The sequence below is a fragment of the Pseudomonas izuensis genome (assembly GCF_009861505.1).
Classification (GTDB): Bacteria; Pseudomonadota; Gammaproteobacteria; order Pseudomonadales; family Pseudomonadaceae; genus Aquipseudomonas; species Aquipseudomonas izuensis.
Window position 1 is genome coordinate 1 of sequence record NZ_WTFT01000002.1, and the last position, 17832, is coordinate 17832.

Annotated in this window: 20 protein-coding genes; 9 read left to right on the forward strand and 11 right to left on the reverse strand. The window is 54.5% G+C overall.

The genetic code is table 11. The features are described 5' to 3' along the window. The first annotated feature begins 170 nt into the window (after window positions 1-170). From glnK to GPL81_RS00175, 5 genes are all read left to right on the forward strand, one after another. Window positions 171-509 carry a P-II family nitrogen regulator gene (gene glnK / locus GPL81_RS00155; protein WP_002555808.1) on the forward strand — a complete coding sequence of 113 codons (339 nt, stop codon included), beginning with the start codon at window positions 171-173 and terminating at the stop codon, window positions 507-509. Window positions 510-544: 35 nt separating this feature from the next. Then, entirely contained in the window at window positions 545-1882 is a 1338-nt protein-coding gene (locus tag GPL81_RS00160) for an ammonium transporter (protein ID WP_160104740.1), read from the forward strand. Between the two features lie 215 nt (window positions 1883-2097). Continuing rightward, window positions 2098-2523: a secondary thiamine-phosphate synthase enzyme YjbQ gene (locus tag GPL81_RS00165; protein WP_160104741.1), complete on the forward strand. Its 426-nt coding sequence runs from the start codon at window positions 2098-2100 to the stop codon at window positions 2521-2523. A gap of 101 nt (window positions 2524-2624) precedes the next feature. After that, on the forward strand, window positions 2625-2948 hold the full coding sequence (sutA, locus tag GPL81_RS00170) for a transcriptional regulator SutA (protein ID WP_007980816.1): 324 nt from the start codon (window positions 2625-2627) through the stop codon (window positions 2946-2948). A 335-nt stretch (window positions 2949-3283) separates the two neighbouring features. Continuing rightward, window positions 3284-4474 carry a DUF4268 domain-containing protein gene (locus GPL81_RS00175; protein ID WP_160104742.1) on the forward strand — a complete coding sequence of 397 codons (1191 nt, stop codon included), beginning with the start codon at window positions 3284-3286 and terminating at the stop codon, window positions 4472-4474. A 210-nt stretch (window positions 4475-4684) separates the two neighbouring features. Here GPL81_RS00175 and GPL81_RS00180 read toward each other — a convergent pair whose 3' ends face one another. After that, the gene (locus GPL81_RS00180; protein ID WP_160104743.1) at window positions 4685-5029 is read right to left on the reverse strand and encodes a hypothetical protein; all 345 of its coding nucleotides are present in this window, start codon (window positions 5027-5029) and stop codon (window positions 4685-4687) included. Window positions 5030-5137: 108 nt separating this feature from the next. Here GPL81_RS00180 and GPL81_RS00185 point away from each other — a divergent pair, with 108 nt between their 5' ends. The 4 genes from GPL81_RS00185 to GPL81_RS00200 are packed head-to-tail and all read left to right on the forward strand — an operon-like array spanning window position 5138 to window position 8778. After that, entirely contained in the window at window positions 5138-6703 is a 1566-nt protein-coding gene (locus GPL81_RS00185) for a recombinase family protein (protein ID WP_160104744.1), read from the forward strand. Further along, window positions 6700-7614 carry a ParB/RepB/Spo0J family partition protein gene (locus tag GPL81_RS00190; RefSeq protein WP_246218859.1) on the forward strand — a complete coding sequence of 305 codons (915 nt, stop codon included), beginning with the start codon at window positions 6700-6702 and terminating at the stop codon, window positions 7612-7614. The genes GPL81_RS00185 and GPL81_RS00190 overlap by 4 nt, the downstream gene beginning before the upstream one ends. After that, window positions 7611-8519 (forward strand): plasmid partitioning protein RepB C-terminal domain-containing protein, encoded by a 909-nt coding sequence (locus GPL81_RS00195; protein ID WP_160104745.1) that lies wholly within the window; start codon window positions 7611-7613, stop codon window positions 8517-8519. The genes GPL81_RS00190 and GPL81_RS00195 overlap by 4 nt, the downstream gene beginning before the upstream one ends. 49 nt (window positions 8520-8568) lie before the next feature. Next, window positions 8569-8778 carry a hypothetical protein gene (locus GPL81_RS00200; protein WP_160104746.1) on the forward strand — a complete coding sequence of 70 codons (210 nt, stop codon included), beginning with the start codon at window positions 8569-8571 and terminating at the stop codon, window positions 8776-8778. Window positions 8779-9077: 299 nt separating this feature from the next. Here the strand turns inward: GPL81_RS00200 and GPL81_RS00205 are convergent, their stop codons facing one another. The 10 genes from GPL81_RS00205 to GPL81_RS00250 all read right to left on the reverse strand — a co-directional run bounded on the left by GPL81_RS00205 (window position 9078) and on the right by GPL81_RS00250 (window position 17739). Continuing rightward, window positions 9078-9950 (reverse strand): hypothetical protein, encoded by an 873-nt coding sequence (locus tag GPL81_RS00205; protein WP_160104747.1) that lies wholly within the window; start codon window positions 9948-9950, stop codon window positions 9078-9080. Between the two features lie 3 nt (window positions 9951-9953). Then, a complete protein-coding gene (locus GPL81_RS00210; RefSeq protein WP_246218860.1) occupies window positions 9954-10634 on the reverse strand; it encodes a helix-turn-helix transcriptional regulator in 681 nt (226 codons plus the stop codon). Further along, complete coding sequence (locus tag GPL81_RS00215) at window positions 10631-11473, reverse strand: TIGR04255 family protein (protein ID WP_160104748.1); 843 nt, start codon at window positions 11471-11473, stop codon at window positions 10631-10633. The genes GPL81_RS00210 and GPL81_RS00215 overlap by 4 nt, the downstream gene beginning before the upstream one ends. Before the next feature lie 818 nt (window positions 11474-12291). Then, window positions 12292-13512, reverse strand: coding sequence for a tyrosine-type recombinase/integrase (locus GPL81_RS00220; protein ID WP_160104749.1), 1221 nt, complete (start codon window positions 13510-13512; stop codon window positions 12292-12294). 371 nt (window positions 13513-13883) lie between these two features. Beyond that, the gene (locus GPL81_RS00225; RefSeq protein WP_160104750.1) at window positions 13884-14453 is read right to left on the reverse strand and encodes a hypothetical protein; all 570 of its coding nucleotides are present in this window, start codon (window positions 14451-14453) and stop codon (window positions 13884-13886) included. A gap of 159 nt (window positions 14454-14612) precedes the next feature. Next, complete coding sequence (locus tag GPL81_RS00230) at window positions 14613-15059, reverse strand: hypothetical protein (RefSeq protein WP_178122548.1); 447 nt, start codon at window positions 15057-15059, stop codon at window positions 14613-14615. Window positions 15060-15396: 337 nt separating this feature from the next. After that, window positions 15397-15609 (reverse strand): helix-turn-helix transcriptional regulator, encoded by a 213-nt coding sequence (locus GPL81_RS00235; protein ID WP_160104751.1) that lies wholly within the window; start codon window positions 15607-15609, stop codon window positions 15397-15399. After that, on the reverse strand, window positions 15606-15923 hold the full coding sequence (locus GPL81_RS00240; protein ID WP_343038514.1) for a helix-turn-helix transcriptional regulator: 318 nt from the start codon (window positions 15921-15923) through the stop codon (window positions 15606-15608). Before GPL81_RS00240 ends, GPL81_RS00235 begins: the two co-directional genes overlap by 4 nt. Window positions 15924-15934: 11 nt before the next feature. After that, complete coding sequence (locus GPL81_RS00245; protein ID WP_160104753.1) at window positions 15935-16501, reverse strand: hypothetical protein; 567 nt, start codon at window positions 16499-16501, stop codon at window positions 15935-15937. After that, a complete protein-coding gene (locus GPL81_RS00250) occupies window positions 16498-17739 on the reverse strand; it encodes a tyrosine-type recombinase/integrase (RefSeq protein ID WP_160104754.1) in 1242 nt (413 codons plus the stop codon). Before GPL81_RS00250 ends, GPL81_RS00245 begins: the two co-directional genes overlap by 4 nt. Window positions 17740-17832: the final 93 nt, after the last annotated feature.

The window sequence follows — 17832 nt, forward strand, 5'->3', positions numbered from 1 at the left end:
AACAACCACCACCCCCCCGAACCATCACCCGACGAATCCTCCGGAAGCGCCAGATGTTAATAAGAGACAAGGGTAGGGCCGACGATGCGTTACAAAGCCAGGCACTGCGCTTAGACTTGAGACGGGTTTGTTTTCCTGGGGCAAGTCCACCAATTCGGGAGAGAGTTTTCATGAAGCTAGTCACTGCCATCATCAAGCCGTTCAAGTTGGACGACGTGCGCGAGTCGTTGTCCGAGATCGGCGTGCAGGGCATTACCGTCACTGAAGTCAAAGGCTTCGGTCGGCAGAAGGGTCATACCGAGCTGTATCGCGGCGCGGAGTACGTGGTCGATTTCCTGCCAAAGGTGAAGATTGATGTCGCCATTGACGACAAGGATCTTGACCGGGTTATCGAGGCGATAACCAAGGCCGCCAACACCGGCAAGATCGGTGACGGCAAGATCTTCGTGGTCAATCTGGAACAGGCGATTCGCATCCGTACCGGCGAAACCGATACCGACGCCATCTAAGCCGCCACAAACCCAACGCCCCAGGAGAAAACAAAATGACTCTGCGTAAATTCGCAGGGCTAGGAGCCCTGTTGTCCCTCGTAATGCCCGGCCTGGCTTTGGCGGCAGATCCGGTGGCGCCTCCAGTCCTCAATTCCGGTGATACCGCCTGGATGCTGACCTCAACTGCCCTTGTGCTGTTCATGACTATTCCTGGCCTGGCGCTGTTTTACGGCGGCATGGTTCGGTCCAAAAACATTCTTTCCGTGATGATGCAGTGCTTCGCCATTACCGGTCTGATCACCATCCTGTGGTTCATTTATGGCTACAGCATGGCGTTCGATACCACGGGGATGGAAGCCAACGTCGTCAACCTCAACTCCTTCGTCGGCAGCTTTGCCAAGGCCTTCCTCGCGGGTATCACGCCTGCCAGCGTTACTGGCCCGGCGGCACTGTTCCCTGAAGCCGTGTTCGTTACCTATCAGATGACCTTTGCGATCATCACCCCGGCGTTGATCGTCGGTGCGTTCGCCGAGCGGATGAAGTTCTCCGCGATGCTGATCTTCATGGGCGTCTGGTTCACCCTGGTTTACGCGCCAATCGCGCACATGGTCTGGAGCGGCCCGGGTTCGCTGTTGGGCGACTGGGGCGTGCTCGACTTCGCGGGCGGCACCGTGGTTCACATCAACGCCGGTGTGGCTGGCCTGGTTGCCTGCCTGGTACTGGGCAAGCGCAAAGGCTTCCCGACCACCCCGATGGCACCGCATAACCTCGGTTACACCCTGATGGGCGCAGCGATGTTGTGGGTCGGCTGGTTCGGCTTCAACGCCGGTTCCGCTGCTGCGGCCAACGGTACGGCCGGTATGGCAATGCTGGTGACCCAGATCGCAACCGCTGCCGCTGCACTGGGCTGGATGTTTGCCGAGTGGATCACCCACGGCAAACCAAGTGCATTGGGTATCGCTTCGGGTGTGGTTGCCGGTCTGGTGGCAATCACTCCAGCCGCTGGCACCGTGGGCCCGATGGGTTCGCTGATCATCGGCCTGGCAGCAGGCGTTGTGTGCTTCTTCTGTGCCACCACCCTGAAACGCAAGCTCGGCTATGACGACTCCCTGGATGCATTCGGCGTACACGGTATCGGCGGTATCCTCGGCGCGATCCTGACCGGTGTGTTCGCGGCACCGTCCCTGGGTGGCTTCGGCACTGTGACCGACATTGCCGCGCAGGTCTGGATTCAGTGCAAGGGCGTCGGCGTCACGGTGATCTACACCGCGATCGCCACCTTCATCATCCTCAAGGTCCTGGATGCTGTCATGGGCTTGCGCATCACCGAAGAAGAAGAATCGGTCGGCATCGATCTGGCACTTCATAACGAACGCGGCTACAACTTGTAAGCACGCGCATGTAAAAACTTGCCCGGCTTGCCGGGCATTTTTTTGTCCGCGATTTATCATTAGGGGTGCGGCTGAAAGGTTTTTTCTTTCAGCTTTGTGAGCGATTACGACGCGTGTATTTGTGCCGCCGAAGGCTTACATGATGGAAGGATTATTAGGGCCTTTGTTTTTTCCCAGAGCGCGCTAGAATGCGCCCCGAACGTGCGGAGAACTGTATGTGGCAACAGACTCTGATTACCTTGCGGGCGAGGCCCCGGGGCTTTCATCTGGTAACGGACGAGTTACTCGCCGGCCTGCCTGAACTCAAGGCATGTCGGGTCGGTCTGTTGCATTTGTGGCTACAGCATACCTCGGCGTCGTTGAGCATCAACGAGAACGCCGATCCGGCGGTACGTCGCGACTTCGAACGATTTTTCAATCGTCTGATCCCACAAGGAACAGATGGCTATGAGCATAACGACGAAGGCCTGGACGACCTCCCGGCGCACTTCAAGGCCAGCGTACTTGGCTGTCAGCTCAGTTTGCCGATTTCGGCGGGCCGACTGGCGTTAGGGACCTGGCAAGGCGTTTACCTGGGCGAGCACCGTGATCATGGCGGTGCTCGTAAAGTCCTCGCCACCGTGCACGGTGAAGGGGCATAACCGCTGGTCACCAGCGGCTGTTGATTTTTTTCCGGCAGCCTTCGACAGAGGGCAAAGCTGGGCTATAACTAATCTGCTTTTCGCAAGTCATGAGGTAGAACATGAGCGACGATGATCTGGAAAACGACGACCTCGAAGTAGGCGACGACGACGAAACCGAAGAAGGTCTGGAAGCAGCGGCGGAAGACGTCGCTGAAGACGATGGTGGTGATGCGCCCGTTCCGACCGCCAAAGGCAAAGCCAAGGCAGCGGTATCGGTCGATGAGCTGCCGAGTGTCGAAGCCAAGAACAAGGAACGTGACGCCCTGGCCAAGGCCATGGAAGAGTTCCTGGCTCGTGGCGGCAAAGTGCAGGAAGTGGAGGCCAACGTGGTCGCCGATCCGCCCAAGAAGCCTGACAACAAGTACGGCAGCCGGCCTATCTGAGCCTGTTACCCGCTTGCTGAAAAAGCCCGCCGTCGCTGCGGGCTTTTTCGTTCTGAAGGCCGCTAAATAAGCTGCTCTAAAATATGCTTGGTCTCCAGCCCCACGCGCAACCCCACACTTTTTGCCCGCGTGAAGCAATTTTTTCAAACGCTTTAGAGTGCCCTGGGGGTAGTGGGCCACTAAACTCCCAAGCGGGACCAGGTCCTTGAGTGTTTGGTCAAAAACGAATGCGACATACAAAACCTCACTCAACTCCGTAGCACCTACTCGGCAAAAAATGATCTCTGGCGAGGTACGCTTGCAAGACATAGAGGCCGAGTTACAGGAAGTGGCTCATGTTTAAGATCAATCCGATCCAGAACCGTATCGCACCGTTGGAAATCAAGCGCTTTGGAGAGCTGGGCTTCACCGAACGCAGGCATTTGCAAGAGTGGCTGGAAAACTGCCCACAGGCGCTGGCTCAGGGCGATGGGGAGGAACTGCTGATCATTCAGAAGGAGTTTGATGGTTTCGATGATACCCGCGAACGCCTCGACCTTTTAGCCCTCGACAAGGAGGGAAACCTAGTAATCATCGAGAACAAACTCGACGACTCTGGGCGTGACGTTATTTGGCAGGCACTAAAATACGCTAGCTACTGCGCCAATCTGAGCAAGGCTCAGGTGATCGACATTTACCAACGCTACTTAAATCAAAAAGCACAAGAACATGGCCAGCCAGCGGGCAGTGCTGTTGATAATCTGATCGAGTTTCTAGAGATCGATGGATTGGAAGCCGCACAGATCAACCGGATAAAGACACAACGGTTGATCTTAGTCGCTGCTCGTTACCGCAAAGAAATTACGAATACGGTACTGTGGCTCAGTCAATTTGGAATCGCCTGCCAGTGTTTCAAAGTGACGCCCTATCAGTCTGGTGACGAACTGTTCCTCAACTGTGAGCAGATTATCCCTACGCCGGAGTCTTCCGATTTCATGATCGGAATGGTGGCCAAGGAGGATGAAGAAAAAAATGCCGACAGTGAGCAGAAGCATCGTCACACCCTGCGGCAGGACTTTTGGGAGCGGGCGCTAGAAGCCTTCAGTCAGAGTAATTGCTCCGTATATAACAACATCAGCCCAACGAAGGATCACTGGCTCAACGCCGGTTCAGGTTTGAGCGGTATGCCATATCAGCTTATCTTCGGCAAAAACGAAGTACGGGTCGGTCTGAGCCTGCAAAACAGTCAGGCCGCTGCGAACAGCTTTGTTTTCGAGCGCTTGGAAGCGCAGAGAGATGGGATTGAAGTGGCGTTTGGACATAGTCTTGTTTGGCTGCCCATGCCCAACAAAAAAGCCTGTCGTATCCAGTACACTAAAGAAGTTGATGGATACGACAAATCGAACTGGCCCGAGATGATCCAGTGGATGATTCAGCACATGACTCGGCTCGAGCAGGCAATGCGCGAACCACTGAAGTTGATTAACAAGCAGCTGAAACAGAAAAACTTATCTGCTGATGTCATGCTGGAAGGTGCGGCAGACTGAATCGATCTTGATTTCGTATTCCTTTTGGCTGCTTCGGGTCGGTAACGGCCCTCCGCAACAGGCAGAAAACGGCCATAAGCGGCCTCTCGCTGACCAGCTTGGCTCAACCCCTTACTATACAGTAATAGACATCGCTATTAGCGACAGGTACTGATGATAGAAGAGTACAAAGTACAAGACTTCGATCCACTAATGGCCTAATTGAAGAAATCATTGCCTAAGCGGTAGGCACGAATCGATTACCTCGATTGCCATCTGAAGCTTCTGTCTTAGCAATGGCAGCTCTGCTGCATTCAACGCAAGCGGTCTTCCTGCCATACCCAGAAACGCGGCCAGTGCAAAGTCAGAATGCTTCACCAGGGCCACTAAGTGTTCACCACGCGGGCCGTTGCTTCCTGCCATCCAATTCTTGACCGTTCTTTCGTTGGCATTCGTCCAACGCATTAACGTTTTCGTCGCCTGATGCGTTTCGCCAAGCTCGTTGTGAAGCGCGTGGGCGATGGCAGCTGCGTACTGTTTTTGGGCCAGAAAAGAATTACCCGTTTTCGTGAACATTTTTCCCTCCCCGATCTTCTACCTTCTTTAGAGCGATCCGAAAAACAAAGTGATTGGTCACGCTTGGCGTTAGCCCAACCCGAAATTGGTAGGGCGAGGACGTTGTCGATGCAAAGGCTCACTGATGCATGTGGAGCTGGTAATGAGTCCAACACGACCCCGGCAGCCGCGTATGTCCGCATGTCCACTGAGCACCAGCAATATTCCACTGAGAATCAGCTCGACGTTATCCGCATTTATGCCGCCACTCACACATTGGAAATCGTGAAGGTCTACACGGATTTAGGTAAGAGCGGCCTACGCCTCGAAGGCCGTGAAGCACTCAAGCAGCTGTTCTTCGATGTGGAAAGTGGCCGAGCTGAATACTCGACTGTCCTCGTTTATGACGTTAGCCGCTGGGGTCGCTTCCAGGATCCCGATGTCAGCGCCAGTTACGAGGTGCGGTGCCGGCAGGCGGGAGTTTCAGTTCAATACTGTGCCGAGCAATTTACCAATGACGGATCGCCTGTCTCCAACATCGTTAAAAGCGTAAAACGGATGATGGCCGGTGAGTACAGTAGGGAATTGTCGGTAAAAGTTTTCGCAGGGCAATCCCGACTCATTGAGCTGGGATATCGCCAAGGAGGCGTGGCTGGGTTTGGGCTCAGAAGGCAGTTGGTCGACAGCACCGGCTCGCCGAAAAATGAGCTAAGAATTGGCGAGCATAAAAGCATTCAAACCGACCGAGTGATACTGGTGCCCGGCCCTCCAGGTGAAGTCGAAATGGTGCTGAATATCTATCGACTGTTTGTCGAGGAAGGCAGGAGTGAGCGTGAAATTGCCGAATGGTTGAACGCTCAAGGAGTGCTGACAGATCGTAAACGATTGTGGTCTCGGGGCACCGTGCACCAAGTGTTGATTAACGAAAAATACGTCGGAAACAACGTTTGGAATCACAACTCCTTCAAGCTGAAGCAAACACGGACTCAGAACCCGCCAGAAGAGTGGATACGGGCCAATGCAGCATTCCGACCTATCGTAAGCACGATCCTTTTTCAGGCCGCTCAGTCGATCATCCTGACACGTTCCTATCGCATGCCCGATGACGAGATGCTTAGCGTGTTGAAGAGCATTTATGAACGTCGTGGCTTTCTATCGGGGCTGGTCATCGACGAAGCGGAGGGATGTCCCTCGAGCAGCGCATATCAAAGCCGATTCGGGAGTTTGCTCCGGTGTTACTCGCTGGTTGGGTACACACCCGCGAGAGACTATTACTACATCGAAGCCAACAAACGACTACGCGAGATGCACCCCAAGCTTTTGCAGCAGACGATTACGAAAATCGCGGAGGTCGGTGGCCACGTCTCGGTAGACCCACAGACTGACCTGATGATGGTTAACCAGGAACTGTCCATATCACTTGTGCTGTGTCGCTGTCTGACAACTGTGGCTGGCCATAAGCGCTGGAACATCCGCTTTGATCTGGGATTGAATCCTGACATCACTGTGGCTGTTCGAATGCAAGAGCTCGAAGATGCTGCACTGGATTACTACATCCTTCCCACCATCGACATGCAATCTCCTAAGTTGCGCCTAGCGGAGAGCAATCAGGCCGATCTTGAAATCTACCGGTTCGACACCCTGGATATCCTCTCGGAGCTGTCTCGCCGCGTTGAATACAGGAGGGTGGCATGACGACCGCGATCCTACCTCCACATAGAGCACCAATGCATGTGGCAGAAGAGTCGATGATAAGCCTCATCCCTCTCACCGATATTAGGGTGCTTAATCCCCGTATGCGCAACAAGCGGGTGTTCGCCAAACTGGTAGAAAACATCTCCGCGTTAGGTCTCAAACGTCCGATTACAGTCGCACCAACCACGACCGGTACCGAGCCCTACGAGATCGTGTGTGGCCAAGGTCGATTCGAAGCATTTCAAGCTCTAGGTGAGAAAACCATTCCTTGTATCGTGGTCAGCGCCACGGAGGCCGACCGTTACCTTATCGGCCTGGTAGAGAATCTTGCACGGAGAAAACATTCCAATCGTGAGCTTTTGACTGCAATCCAGATCCTTTCCGATCGCGGATATACGTGCCTTCAGATCGCGAATAAAACTTGCCTGGACTCAGGTTACATACAAGGAATTTTGACCTTGCTTCGGCAAGGAGAGGAGCGGCTGATCGCGGCTGTCGAGAAGGGATGGCTATCCATAAAACTGGCGATTGATATCGCTCGTTCTAAAGACAGCGACGTCCAGCAGGCCATGATAGACGCCTACGAAAGCGGGTTGCTCAGAGGCGAGCAGTTGATGAAGGTACGCCGACTGATTGATAGACGAAAAACGTTTGGCAAGAACTACAAAAGTGTTCCAGCGACGAAAGAGAAAACCACACCTCAGAAACTGCTCAATGCGTACCAGAAGGAGGTTCGGCGCCAAAAGGTGATGATCAAAAAATCGGACATCAATGAGCAGCGGCTTCTAATCATCGTAACTGCCATGCGAAAGCTGCTGGCTGATGAGTACTTCAGCACCCTTCTTCGTAACGAAGAAATACCTGACATGCCCAAACCGTTGGCAGATCGAATAACAGGGGATGTGCAATGACGAGCCAAGTAAAACAAGCCTTCGAACAGCGCGTCATTGCGGTTCCCTTGGAGCGCATCCTGCCGTCACGCCAAGTCTCGCATTTGATGGTTGGTAGTAAAAAATATGCCAGCATTTTGAGTTCAGTGAAGGAACTTGGTGTCGTCGAGCCGCTGGTTGTCCATCCCAAGCCGCTTATCGAAGATGGGATTGCTTCGTACATGCTATTGGATGGGCATCTTCGTCTTGAGGCGCTCAAGGCCTTGGGGGCAAAAGAAGCACTGTGCCTGGTTTCGACCGATGACGAAGGCTTTACCTACAACCGACAAATCAACCGGCTGACTCCGATTCAAGAACACAAAATGATTATCTCCGCCATGAAGCGGGGGATTGAAGCGGAACGAATTGCCAAGGTGCTTGGAATCAACGTGGATCGTGTCCACGAGCGTGAAAACCTACTCAAAGGAATAGCGCCTGAGGCGGCAGAAATGCTTAAGGTGCGAATGGTTTCGCAAGATGTCTTTCGATCCCTACGAATGATGAAGCCGATCCGCCAAATCGAAACGGTGGAGATGATGATTTCGGCAAACTGCTTCACTAGGAATTACGCACGCATGGTGTTGGCCGCCTCCCGGCCAGAGATGTTGGTAGAACCGAAGAAGAAGTCGACTTCTGACGTGAGTGCAGTAGACATCGCCCGCATGGAGCGAGAACTGGAAAACCTGCATCACGACTACAAGCAGGTAGAAGACACTCTGGGTGAGACGATGTTGGTTCTGGTCGTAGCCAAAGGATATCTCATGCGGATCCTTCGAAATGAAAACATTGCTGCCTACATGACGCGTCATTACGCGGAGCTTCTGGAGGAGTTGGTTTCAATCATGGAAGCAGTGACTTCGGATGCCCGGCAGTTGGAGCGCGAATAACGTCAAGACATAAAGAGGCTAAGCTGATCTTTTCCACGGAGGAATCGAGATGTCCAATGAAGACCTACTCCCTTCCCTGCTGTTCAAGCTCAATCAAAATCAGTTGGCCCTAGAGGCGGCCATAATGGAGCTGACACTCTGGGCAGAGAAACAGGGGGCAACCGAGGTCTCCAGCAACGTACGCGGAGCGCTAGCAGCCATTAGCAGAAACGAAGAGTTTATAAACATGACGCTTGCAGTGCTTATGACGCCGGAGTGAACACTAAAAACTGATAGCCTTTGTTGAAGTCTTTGCAAACCATGAATGTCTGCTTCGGGTCGTTTTCTACCGGTCGTGGTTAGGAAGCGTGCTGGTCAATTCCGATGTAATCTGGGTCTGATCGAATGCAAATGACTGGTCAGGTCGGATGCAAAATGGTGGTCAAGTGAAGTTCAATTTCGCAGTCGGCAATGTCTGCAATTATCGGCACAGCGAGGGCTACCTCGACCCTTACCTGCAGCTTCTATCGGGAGTGCTTCAGCCGCACGCCGAATACTTGATGTGCTAAAGCAGCTCGACTATTGATCGGAGCTGTCATCGCCTTCTGCGTCCTCATCCGAATCACCCACACTGAGCCAATCGTATAGGTTGTAACGCACGTACTCCTCAGCATCCAGCATCGTGAAGTCCTGGAGTACTGTTACCTCGGCGCCTCCAAAGACTAAGCCTTGGCTCAACTCCCTTGCCACACCGAGTAATTGGTTTAGTTCGGCGTTCAACTCTTCGTATTGGCGGCTATATTCTCGCTTTGTTAAAAAACGGAACAAGACTTCGTAGGGCTCTGCTGGGTCCTTTATTTCCCAAGTGGGGTAGAAGGAGACCCAAGCGCTTGCCAGCATATGGTTATTTTTTTCAAGAAAACCGTCCACCAGCAAGGCAACGCCTTTCATCCCGTCTTCGTCATGCTCCGCTTTCAAGCGGTTCACCAGTTCGTCAGGCATAGCGATCCGGTTATAGGCATGGGCGAGCCAGTAGGAAAATATCCCACGAAGCTCGTCGCTCAACGTGATGTCCGAATTACGGGGAAGAGTTGGTAGTACCGCTCTGCTGGTCCACACTCTGCGGTGGATTTTCAGCTCAAGGATCTGTCTTTCTGCAACCTGTAGCTGCAAAACCCGAGGGTTGATTGCATTCAAGTGCTTGGCAAATGGCTTTTTCTTTACCTTGACGGCAATCCACTCAACGAGCGGCGCATCGTCAAAGGTTCGCGCATGCACCGTACAAGAGTGGGATGCAAGTACCCAGAATGTGGGTGCCTTACCGTCAAATTGAGACTCCAGCACACCAGCAGGGATGTGCTCGATCAACGCCTCACCTGAGATGATATCTCCTTGCAGCCAGCCAGCAGCGCTAATAGCGCTAACAATCTTGAACTCAGGTGTGTCAGCCATAAATCAAACCGAATGAGAACCACCCGGTCTATCCAACCTGGCGATGGTCTTGAGGTCCCTCTCTCGCAGCTGCTGCGCCTTGGCGGCCAGTTCAGCAACTACTCCAATAACACCAGAAGCACCGTCTCGATCCCAAGCCTCATCTGAAAGCGCGTCCTGGATCAAGCGGCCATCTGCGGTGGGGTAAAAAAGCACGCGCTGTAGATACGGAATGTCTTCAGGTCTAACTTGCCGGAGAGCCTCTGTTAAAGCCCCAAGCCGATCTGGAAGACCAGTTGCAGTCTTCCCTGTTCGCCAATTGTACACCGTCTGGCGAGATACATTGAACATCTCAGCGATGGTGCTATCGGACAATTTGTATTCGCTTCTCAGCTCCTCAATAACATAAGGTGCAACCTCATCCGTTATGGCTGAGTGGGCTGTATCGACCTGAGTCCACGCACCTGGAATTACGTTGTGGAAGCTTGTGCCGACGGAGCCAATCAGGAGTGGGTAGTGCTCGACACCATTGAACGTGGTGGTAGAACCCGTCACCGCAAGCAGAGCCACAAAAGTCAGGGCCAGCAAGGGGCTGACTGTGCTAGTGGCGACACGCGGAGCAATTTCGGGGCTTTCCCACGTCACCGAAGGGCTAATCGCAGTGCCACGTTGGTCGACCCACAGACCTGTCATTGATGCTGTCATCTGGCTTTCCCCCAAACCGAAAAAGCATGTTCTTTGGCTACCGCCCTGAATGCAAAATTAGCAGTCTTATGCAGACCATCGAGCTTTTTGCAGATTTCATCAGTTGTAAGCCGCTCAGTTAGCGACATTGGCCAGTATGCATCGATGTCTAGAAGCGCCCCGTTCTCGCTAACAGGGACGAAAGCGTTGTGCATCGGCATGCCAGGCTTGGTGGAGGTTTTGGCTTGTTTAGCAATTTCAAAAACCATCGCAGGCTCTGCCAAGTCTTCCGGTATCCACATACCAGTTTGTCGCCAACATCTAATATGCAGAAATTCCGGATCTAGATGGTAGGTAGTGGTGGAAATCCCTAAAAGAGCTTGAGGAGCCCTTCCAGCCTCAACTAACCCATCACTTCTCATAGGTAACATAGCCTCGGGAAGGTAATCGGCTAGAGTCTCACCTGCTAATGGCTCGACTTTATCAACGTAGCGCATCCCGATGCCGGTGATATCGAGTCCACCGACTTGCTCCACCAATGCCTCTAGGCACTGCCGAAAAAGCTTGAGGTGGTTGTCGAAATGAAGGTAGCTCGTACTCTGTAGGATCAGATGATCATTACCCAAAACGCAGGCATACGTAGCGTCCCGATCTAAAAACGCCCAAGAGTTCGGCTCAGTGCCATGCATGACCCCTGGCTGCACACCTTTGACCATCTGGAAAAAGCCCGGAAGGCTTTGACGAATGGTTTGATGAATTTCGGGAATAAGTTTGGGTAGCTTGAGAATGGGAGCAAATCTCACCACGCTGAGTGCGTAGATTAGTGGTGCTCCTGCTAAAACCCCATCACGCTCAGTCATGATCATCTCCTTCTACCGTCCCCAACGAGGGCCGGGATTCTACACCATTTGACAAATCCTTTGACAAGAACTGTATAGCAGAGCTGTTTGATTTGACAAGCGGTCGCGAGTTTCTCCTCACGTGCGAAGTTGAAGGCGAGTAGTGAGATTGAGCGCGCGTCTAGAGGTAGAAAGCTTAAGGATGAATCGCCCTGGGTTTTCTAGGCAATCTCCAAGCTCGTTTGGATTATCCCTCCACCAAGTGCCAGCCAACCCACCTGTCAGGCCTACTTGGTCATGTTCCCTGTCGGGCTCCCAAGGTGAAGATACTTCAACGTATGTGGATGTCTACAAGCTGCGCATCGGACACACAGCAGCCAAGTCTGTAGGCAAGGACTTGATCGAAGAAGACATCCCATGCCGAGAGCTGTGGTGCAAGAAATTTGCAGGCGCCTCTCCCCGGACTTTCCCTCTAACCCCTTTGCAACCCACTGATTTATTGAGTGTTATGCGAGCTGGTAAATTTTTTCAATGCTCCCTGCTCATGCCGACTGTTACCTATCCGAGACCCTCGAGACTCACGCGCAGCCCGCAAAGGCACGCACTAGAGCGCGTCACAGTGGATTTGACATTCGAACACCTCAGACTAATAAGCCAAACCCAGCCAACGCCACGCAACCCCTCTAAACTCAGCATTCACGCCTTAACTCGAAAACATCTCGCAGCTATTCTTTTTTTCAACGCCCCCGCTTTACCCACAAAAAAAAGCACTTTTACCGGGCAAACGCAGCTACAGGCGCGTAGACCATCTAGCACGCGCCTTAGTAGGATCAGGAAAATTAGAGCGGATTTACTATAAAGCCGAAGCGCCGCGATAAATCCAGCCCATCCACACCACCCGCACCGACACCGTGCCAGTCTTCCAGCGCCTGCCGTTTCAATGACGACAGGTCACCCTGCACATAGGTTTCGGTCAGCCCCGGCATCGCATGGTTCAGCAACTGCTCGGCAATGACATAATTGACGTTCAGATGCTGCCATCCAGCCCGTGCCAGCTTACGCAGGTCGTGGCTTGACCAGGCACCGGCGCTCAGACTGGCAATCGCCAACGATGCCCCCGGTCCCGTCAGCGCGTGACCGTGACCACCTGGAAAAAGATACACGCTCGGCTTGCTGGATAGCTGATCCCTGTACCAACGCAGCACAGCCACTACAGTTGGTGTCAGCGGCAGCTCAAGCCGCGTTCGCGTCTTGGTCAGCTCAGCCGGAATCACCCACCAGCCGGTATCCAAGTCAAATTGGTCCCAGCGCGCCTGCCGCGTTTCGCCGATCCGCGTACCGTGACAGAGCATCAGCAGCGCCAACAGACAAGGCCCTGGCGACTTCAGCAGGCGCTGTGCCAATAGATCCATCACCCGACCAACGTCACGCGGAAACAACCGTGCCCCCTTCGGCCTTATGCGGCCCAACCTGAAATCGGTGAACCTGACGTCAGCCAGAGGATTGACGTTCAGCAGTCCCAGACGCTTGGATGTGCGAAACGCCGCGTTCAATACCCGATAGGCATTGCACACCGTGGCCGGGGCTACCAACGCTTGCATCGGTTGAATCAATAGCTGATCAAGTGTGGCCGTGTTCAACTGATCCACCGGCATACCCACCAGCCTTGGGAGAAGCCAATTCTTGGCAAGCGACCGGCAACTGGCCTTGCGCGCCTTCGATACCGTGGCCGTGTTCAAATGCCGCTCCAGATACCACGACACCACGTCACCCACCGTATACAGAGCGCGCAGCCTGGCGTCAGGGTGAACACCGCCAGCACGCAGTAACATCAGCGACGACATCCGCGCATCCATCTCCTTGCAGCCGCAGCAAGGCCAATCAGCCGCTTTCTGCCACTTACCATCGTGCACCGTGTACCACGCGCCGCGTCGTCGATCCTTGAGAAAACGAAACCTCAAGTCCGGGTAGCGCTGGTCGCGCAGGTCACGCACGTATTCATCTTTTGCTTCGGCTCTAATCGCTGGATCACTGAACTCGATGTATCGCGTCTCACCCATCGCATACCTCGCCACTCGACTGACCAACCTGGCAGTCAGCCCGATCAGGGCCGCGCCGCACGTTCACTCCTACCCGATCACCTTCGGCCTGCCGGTGAAGACGCTGAAGCCTGCTTGGGCGTAGGCTTCGACCTGGCGGTGAAGACACCTTCGACGTCGGCCTCGACCTGGCGGTGAAGACACCTTCGACGTCGGCTTCGACCTGGCGGTGAAGACACCTTCGACGTCGGCTTCGGCCTGGCGGTGAAGACACCTTCGACGTCGGTTTCGACCTGGCGGTGAAGACACCTTCGACGTCGGCTTTCACCTGGCAGTGAAGACACCTTCGACGTCGGCTTCGACCTGGCAGTAAGGACGCCTTCCGGTCTCAATCAGTGCGTAAAACCCCGCGTCGACATCGCTGCCGCGACACACAGCACATCACCGTGCCAAGCCTTCACCAGGCGGCGCAGGCGACCGTTAATCTCACGCTCCAGCGCCTCTAGCTGCTCAGCCGTTGCGCCCAGATCGGCATACTCACGTAGGCGCTGCGCTCTCAATTCGGCCGCGCCCAGGTCCGGACACGCGCAAATGGCCATTGCGCATAGGTCACTCAGGTTGAAGAACTCACGCAGCAGCTCGTGCACCCTGGCGTTAGCCTCAGCCTTGCCCAGCGATCCGTCCCTACTCCCCACGAACAAGCCACCACCCCGACCAGCACAGCAGCGCCGATAGCGCTTCAGCAGCACCACGAAAGGCGCGGTCAGCGGTAGAGCCTCGACGCCGACCCGCCAGACACCGGACTGTAAGTCGAAATCGGGCCATTGAGCTTGCAGCAGTACCGGCACCGGCTGGCCGTAACCGAGTGCCATCAAGCCGACCACCGCTGCCACAGGGTCACCGTTAAATCCATCCAGAAGGTCGCCAACCACCGTCGTAGCCCATTCATAGCCAGCTGTCATGCACACCCCCCAAGCCCTCGACCCCGCAAGCGGGGCCCCACTCGGGCTAAAGATCAAAGTCAATGATCTTTCGATCATCAGGCAGAACAGAAGCAAAAGCGGGGGCGAGGGCTAAATCAGGAATCAGGAATCAGGAATCAGGAATCAGGAATCGGTGAATCAGTGAATCAGGGCGTTATCTAACGGTGAATTTACGTTTTCTGACGGTGGGTGAACGTGGACCTTGCGTGTCTCCCCCGTGATGCAACCGTTCTTTTTTCGTTCATGGATAGTTAATTCACCATGCCTGTCCGGCAGCGCGCTGTCCTTTTCAGTACTGTGTGGTCTCTGGTGTTTGGTGAAGTTCAAAACTTCAATAACCGTCCAGCCGGCGACGGTAAATCGCTCGATAAACCCAGCCTGCTCCAGAGCGGCAAGCCCCTGCTCTACTTGGTAATCATCACAGGGAAATAGCTCCATCTTGATCCGCTTCGGACGATCCTCGATGCGCCCCTCTCGGTCGGCAAGGCACCACAGGCCGGCGAAAAGCAGGCGGTCAAAGGCGGGGAGTTCGGCCAAAAGCTCATTCTTGAAGAAGCCGGGCTTGATGTTGCGCGAACGCGCCATTGCTCAACCCCTCCCGATACGATGGCTGGAGCCGTGCCAGATGACTGTGCTGTGTGGGTTCCACGAAGTGCAAAAGCCTTCACCTGTAGGGTGGAGCCAGTACCAGCCACTATCGCGTCCTGGTTTATCACCGGGAGCGTGGAATCGATGAATCTTGCTGTCAGGAAACAGCTCGCCAGCGAGCGGCAAGCAATGCTCCTGATGCTCATTTTTGATACTCATGAGGATCGCCCCCGAATAGTTTGTCGAAGGTCAGACCGAGTGCGACAATCAGCGTGCTTACCACTGCTTGGCGGGAGTGATCAGCGCAGCCGGATGCCCCTCACGTCCGGCTTTTTTATGCGCTGACTGATTTGTTCCGGCTCTTGTCGATTTGCTCTTGTACCCAAGCATTAACTTCATGCTCAAGCCATCCCACGGCCCCGCCACGCCCAAGCTGAATCTGTTGTGGAAAGGTTTGGTTCAGGGCGTACTTGTAGACCGAAGCGCGGGCCAGACCAGTCCGCTTCATGACCTCCTCGATACGCATGACCCGCAGATTGTCAGTCATTTGACCTGGCCCTCTACATCGTTTCCCTTCATACGGCGCTTGCGTGGGATGGGATTGGGTCGGCGGGACTTGAGTCGTGCCCTGAGCCATGCGTCAACCTCTTGGTCAAGCCAAGCCACAGAAACACTATTCCCTAGCCTGATGGGCTTTGGGAAAGTTCCCCTTTGCACGGATTGGTAAATCGCGCTCGAGCGTAGCCCGACACGATCCATAACGTCGCGCAGGCGTAGTAAACAAACAGGGGGGCAGTCGGGGGATGTGGAGTCCATGTTCGCTCCTCGCGAATTAAGAGCGCCTGCGTCAGTGGGCGCCATGGATTCCAATACTATTGCTCGCTTTGGGGTTCGTCTTGCGTGTAATTAACGGTCAGGTATTTACGCGCAAATGCGCCGGGCTCATCAGTAATCTCGCCCGACGCAATCATTAGGTTCCGTTGGTCACGGAATATTGGAAGTAAACTCCGTTCGAGTTCGTCCAGGCGAGTAAATTCATCCCTCAATCGTCGGGCGCCATTCGAGTGAGTCACCTTTGACTTCCATGGTTCCATGGCGGCCAAGCGCTCGCACGCCCCCGTAATCGAAAACTCCTGCGCTTGGAGTTCTTCGATACTCAGCACCAACAAAGTACGAGTGTGCTGATCCCAGTGCTTATTCCTGCCACGGCGCGTGGGGCCGGCCAACTGGAAGCCCGGCAGGTCAAGTGCGAGACTCCGAGCCAGCGGGCAGATGTCATGAGACTTAACACCATGCTCATCCATTAGCAGGTCCATTCGTCGCTCTAACTCGGCTATATGCGCCTTACTCCAGGCCTCACGCTGTTCGGACGTATACAGCAGTGGAAGCGGTGCCAATTTGATAGGTTTGGCCAAGTCGCCCCTGTATTGACGACTCATGCTTCGACTCGCCCAAACGCGCCGTGAATTACATTGGCCGATGGCGGAGTGGTGGCGAACTTTGCCCAGGCCTGCATCAGCTCGCGGCGTTTCTCCAGAAGGTTGCTACGGCTGTAAGCAGCCTCGATTTTGTCGCGCTCATCATGGGCTAGCGCCAGTTCGCAGACTTCTCGCGGATAGTGCGTGCACTCACTCGCCCAGGTGCGAAAGGTGGCCCGGAACCCGTGTGTTGTTATGTCTGGTAGATCCATCGCCCGCAGTAGTGACAAGAATGCAACACGGCCCATCACGCCAGATTTCCCAGTGCCGGGAAACAGATAAGGGCTGCCAACAGTGCGCGGGATTGCTCGTAGCAGTTCAACCGCCTGCTGTGGCAATGGGATGGAGAACGCCTGCCGAGTTTTCATGCGCTCGGCTGGCAAATTCCAGATAGCGGAATCTAGATCGAATTCGTCCCACGTCGCCAGGCGAACCATGCCAGCACGCGAGGCAGTCAGGATCACCAGTTGCAGCGCTTGAGAGTCACGGTCATTGGCGGAGGCCAACCTTTCCATAAACGCTGGCAGATCACGCCAGGGCATGGCTGGATGGTTGGTCGATTGCGTAGCTCGTTTTTTGTCTGCCCGACTTAACAGGTTATCCAGGTGGCCGCGCCAGCGTGCGGGGTTCTCGCCAGATCGAAGACTTAGCGCCTTGGCGGAGTCCAGTATGCTTTCTATTTGGCTCCTAACCTCGCTCGCTGTCCGGGGCTTCTCGCTCCAGATCGGCTGCAAAACACGCAATACATGCTCGGTTTGAACCTTTCCGGGCGGCAGCTCCCCTATGACTGGATAGACATAGCGCTCCAATTTGGAAAGCCAACCTTTGCGCCAGCCATCGGTCACGTGCTGACAGTGTGATCGGTGGTAGTCGGACGCCAGCGACTTGAACGTGACAGATTTTGCTTTATCCGCCAACCGCTGTTCTTTTTGCCGCTGTTGCTCTGCGTTGCGCTCGTCCAGTGGGTCGCGGCCCTGCATGATCAGCGAACGAGCCTCTGTAGCGGCCAGTCGTGCTGCCTTAAGCTTGACGGTAGGAAACGGTCCCAATCCCATGTCACGACGTTTGCCGCTGAGCTGAAATCGCAACAGCCAGGACTTGCTACCGGTGGGGCTGATTACAAGGTAAAGCCCATCGCTGTCCAGATACCGGCCTGGCTCACTCAGGTGTTCGACTTGCTTGGGGTTCAATCGGCTCATTCTATTTCCTCGTCGACTGATCCAACCCCACACGCAGCCCCACACATTTCCGTGGGATCAGGTAGATATGGGTGGGATGCTGTGGACAGGATA

What these genes read in the sequence shown, in the direction of transcription:
- glnK (WP_002555808.1), top strand. Translation starts at nt 171, where the DNA reads ATGAAGCTAGTCACTGCCATCATCAAGCCGTTCAAGTTGGACGACGTG.
- GPL81_RS00160 (WP_160104740.1), top strand. Translation starts at nt 545, where the DNA reads ATGACTCTGCGTAAATTCGCAGGGCTAGGAGCCCTGTTGTCCCTCGTA.
- GPL81_RS00165 (WP_160104741.1), top strand. Translation starts at nt 2,098, where the DNA reads ATGTGGCAACAGACTCTGATTACCTTGCGGGCGAGGCCCCGGGGCTTT.
- sutA (WP_007980816.1), top strand. Translation starts at nt 2,625, where the DNA reads ATGAGCGACGATGATCTGGAAAACGACGACCTCGAAGTAGGCGACGAC.
- GPL81_RS00175 (WP_160104742.1), top strand. Translation starts at nt 3,284, where the DNA reads ATGTTTAAGATCAATCCGATCCAGAACCGTATCGCACCGTTGGAAATC.
- GPL81_RS00180 (WP_160104743.1), bottom strand. Translation starts at nt 5,029, where the DNA reads ATGTTCACGAAAACGGGTAATTCTTTTCTGGCCCAAAAACAGTACGCA.
- GPL81_RS00185 (WP_160104744.1), top strand. Translation starts at nt 5,138, where the DNA reads ATGCAAAGGCTCACTGATGCATGTGGAGCTGGTAATGAGTCCAACACG.
- GPL81_RS00190 (WP_246218859.1), top strand. Translation starts at nt 6,700, where the DNA reads ATGACGACCGCGATCCTACCTCCACATAGAGCACCAATGCATGTGGCA.
- GPL81_RS00195 (WP_160104745.1), top strand. Translation starts at nt 7,611, where the DNA reads ATGACGAGCCAAGTAAAACAAGCCTTCGAACAGCGCGTCATTGCGGTT.
- GPL81_RS00200 (WP_160104746.1), top strand. Translation starts at nt 8,569, where the DNA reads ATGTCCAATGAAGACCTACTCCCTTCCCTGCTGTTCAAGCTCAATCAA.
- GPL81_RS00205 (WP_160104747.1), bottom strand. Translation starts at nt 9,950, where the DNA reads ATGGCTGACACACCTGAGTTCAAGATTGTTAGCGCTATTAGCGCTGCT.
- GPL81_RS00210 (WP_246218860.1), bottom strand. Translation starts at nt 10,634, where the DNA reads ATGACAGCATCAATGACAGGTCTGTGGGTCGACCAACGTGGCACTGCG.
- GPL81_RS00215 (WP_160104748.1), bottom strand. Translation starts at nt 11,473, where the DNA reads ATGACTGAGCGTGATGGGGTTTTAGCAGGAGCACCACTAATCTACGCA.
- GPL81_RS00220 (WP_160104749.1), bottom strand. Translation starts at nt 13,512, where the DNA reads ATGGGTGAGACGCGATACATCGAGTTCAGTGATCCAGCGATTAGAGCC.
- GPL81_RS00225 (WP_160104750.1), bottom strand. Translation starts at nt 14,453, where the DNA reads ATGACAGCTGGCTATGAATGGGCTACGACGGTGGTTGGCGACCTTCTG.
- GPL81_RS00230 (WP_178122548.1), bottom strand. Translation starts at nt 15,059, where the DNA reads ATGGCGCGTTCGCGCAACATCAAGCCCGGCTTCTTCAAGAATGAGCTT.
- GPL81_RS00235 (WP_160104751.1), bottom strand. Translation starts at nt 15,609, where the DNA reads ATGACTGACAATCTGCGGGTCATGCGTATCGAGGAGGTCATGAAGCGG.
- GPL81_RS00240 (WP_343038514.1), bottom strand. Translation starts at nt 15,923, where the DNA reads ATGGCGCCCACTGACGCAGGCGCTCTTAATTCGCGAGGAGCGAACATG.
- GPL81_RS00245 (WP_160104753.1), bottom strand. Translation starts at nt 16,501, where the DNA reads ATGAGTCGTCAATACAGGGGCGACTTGGCCAAACCTATCAAATTGGCA.
- GPL81_RS00250 (WP_160104754.1), bottom strand. Translation starts at nt 17,739, where the DNA reads ATGAGCCGATTGAACCCCAAGCAAGTCGAACACCTGAGTGAGCCAGGC.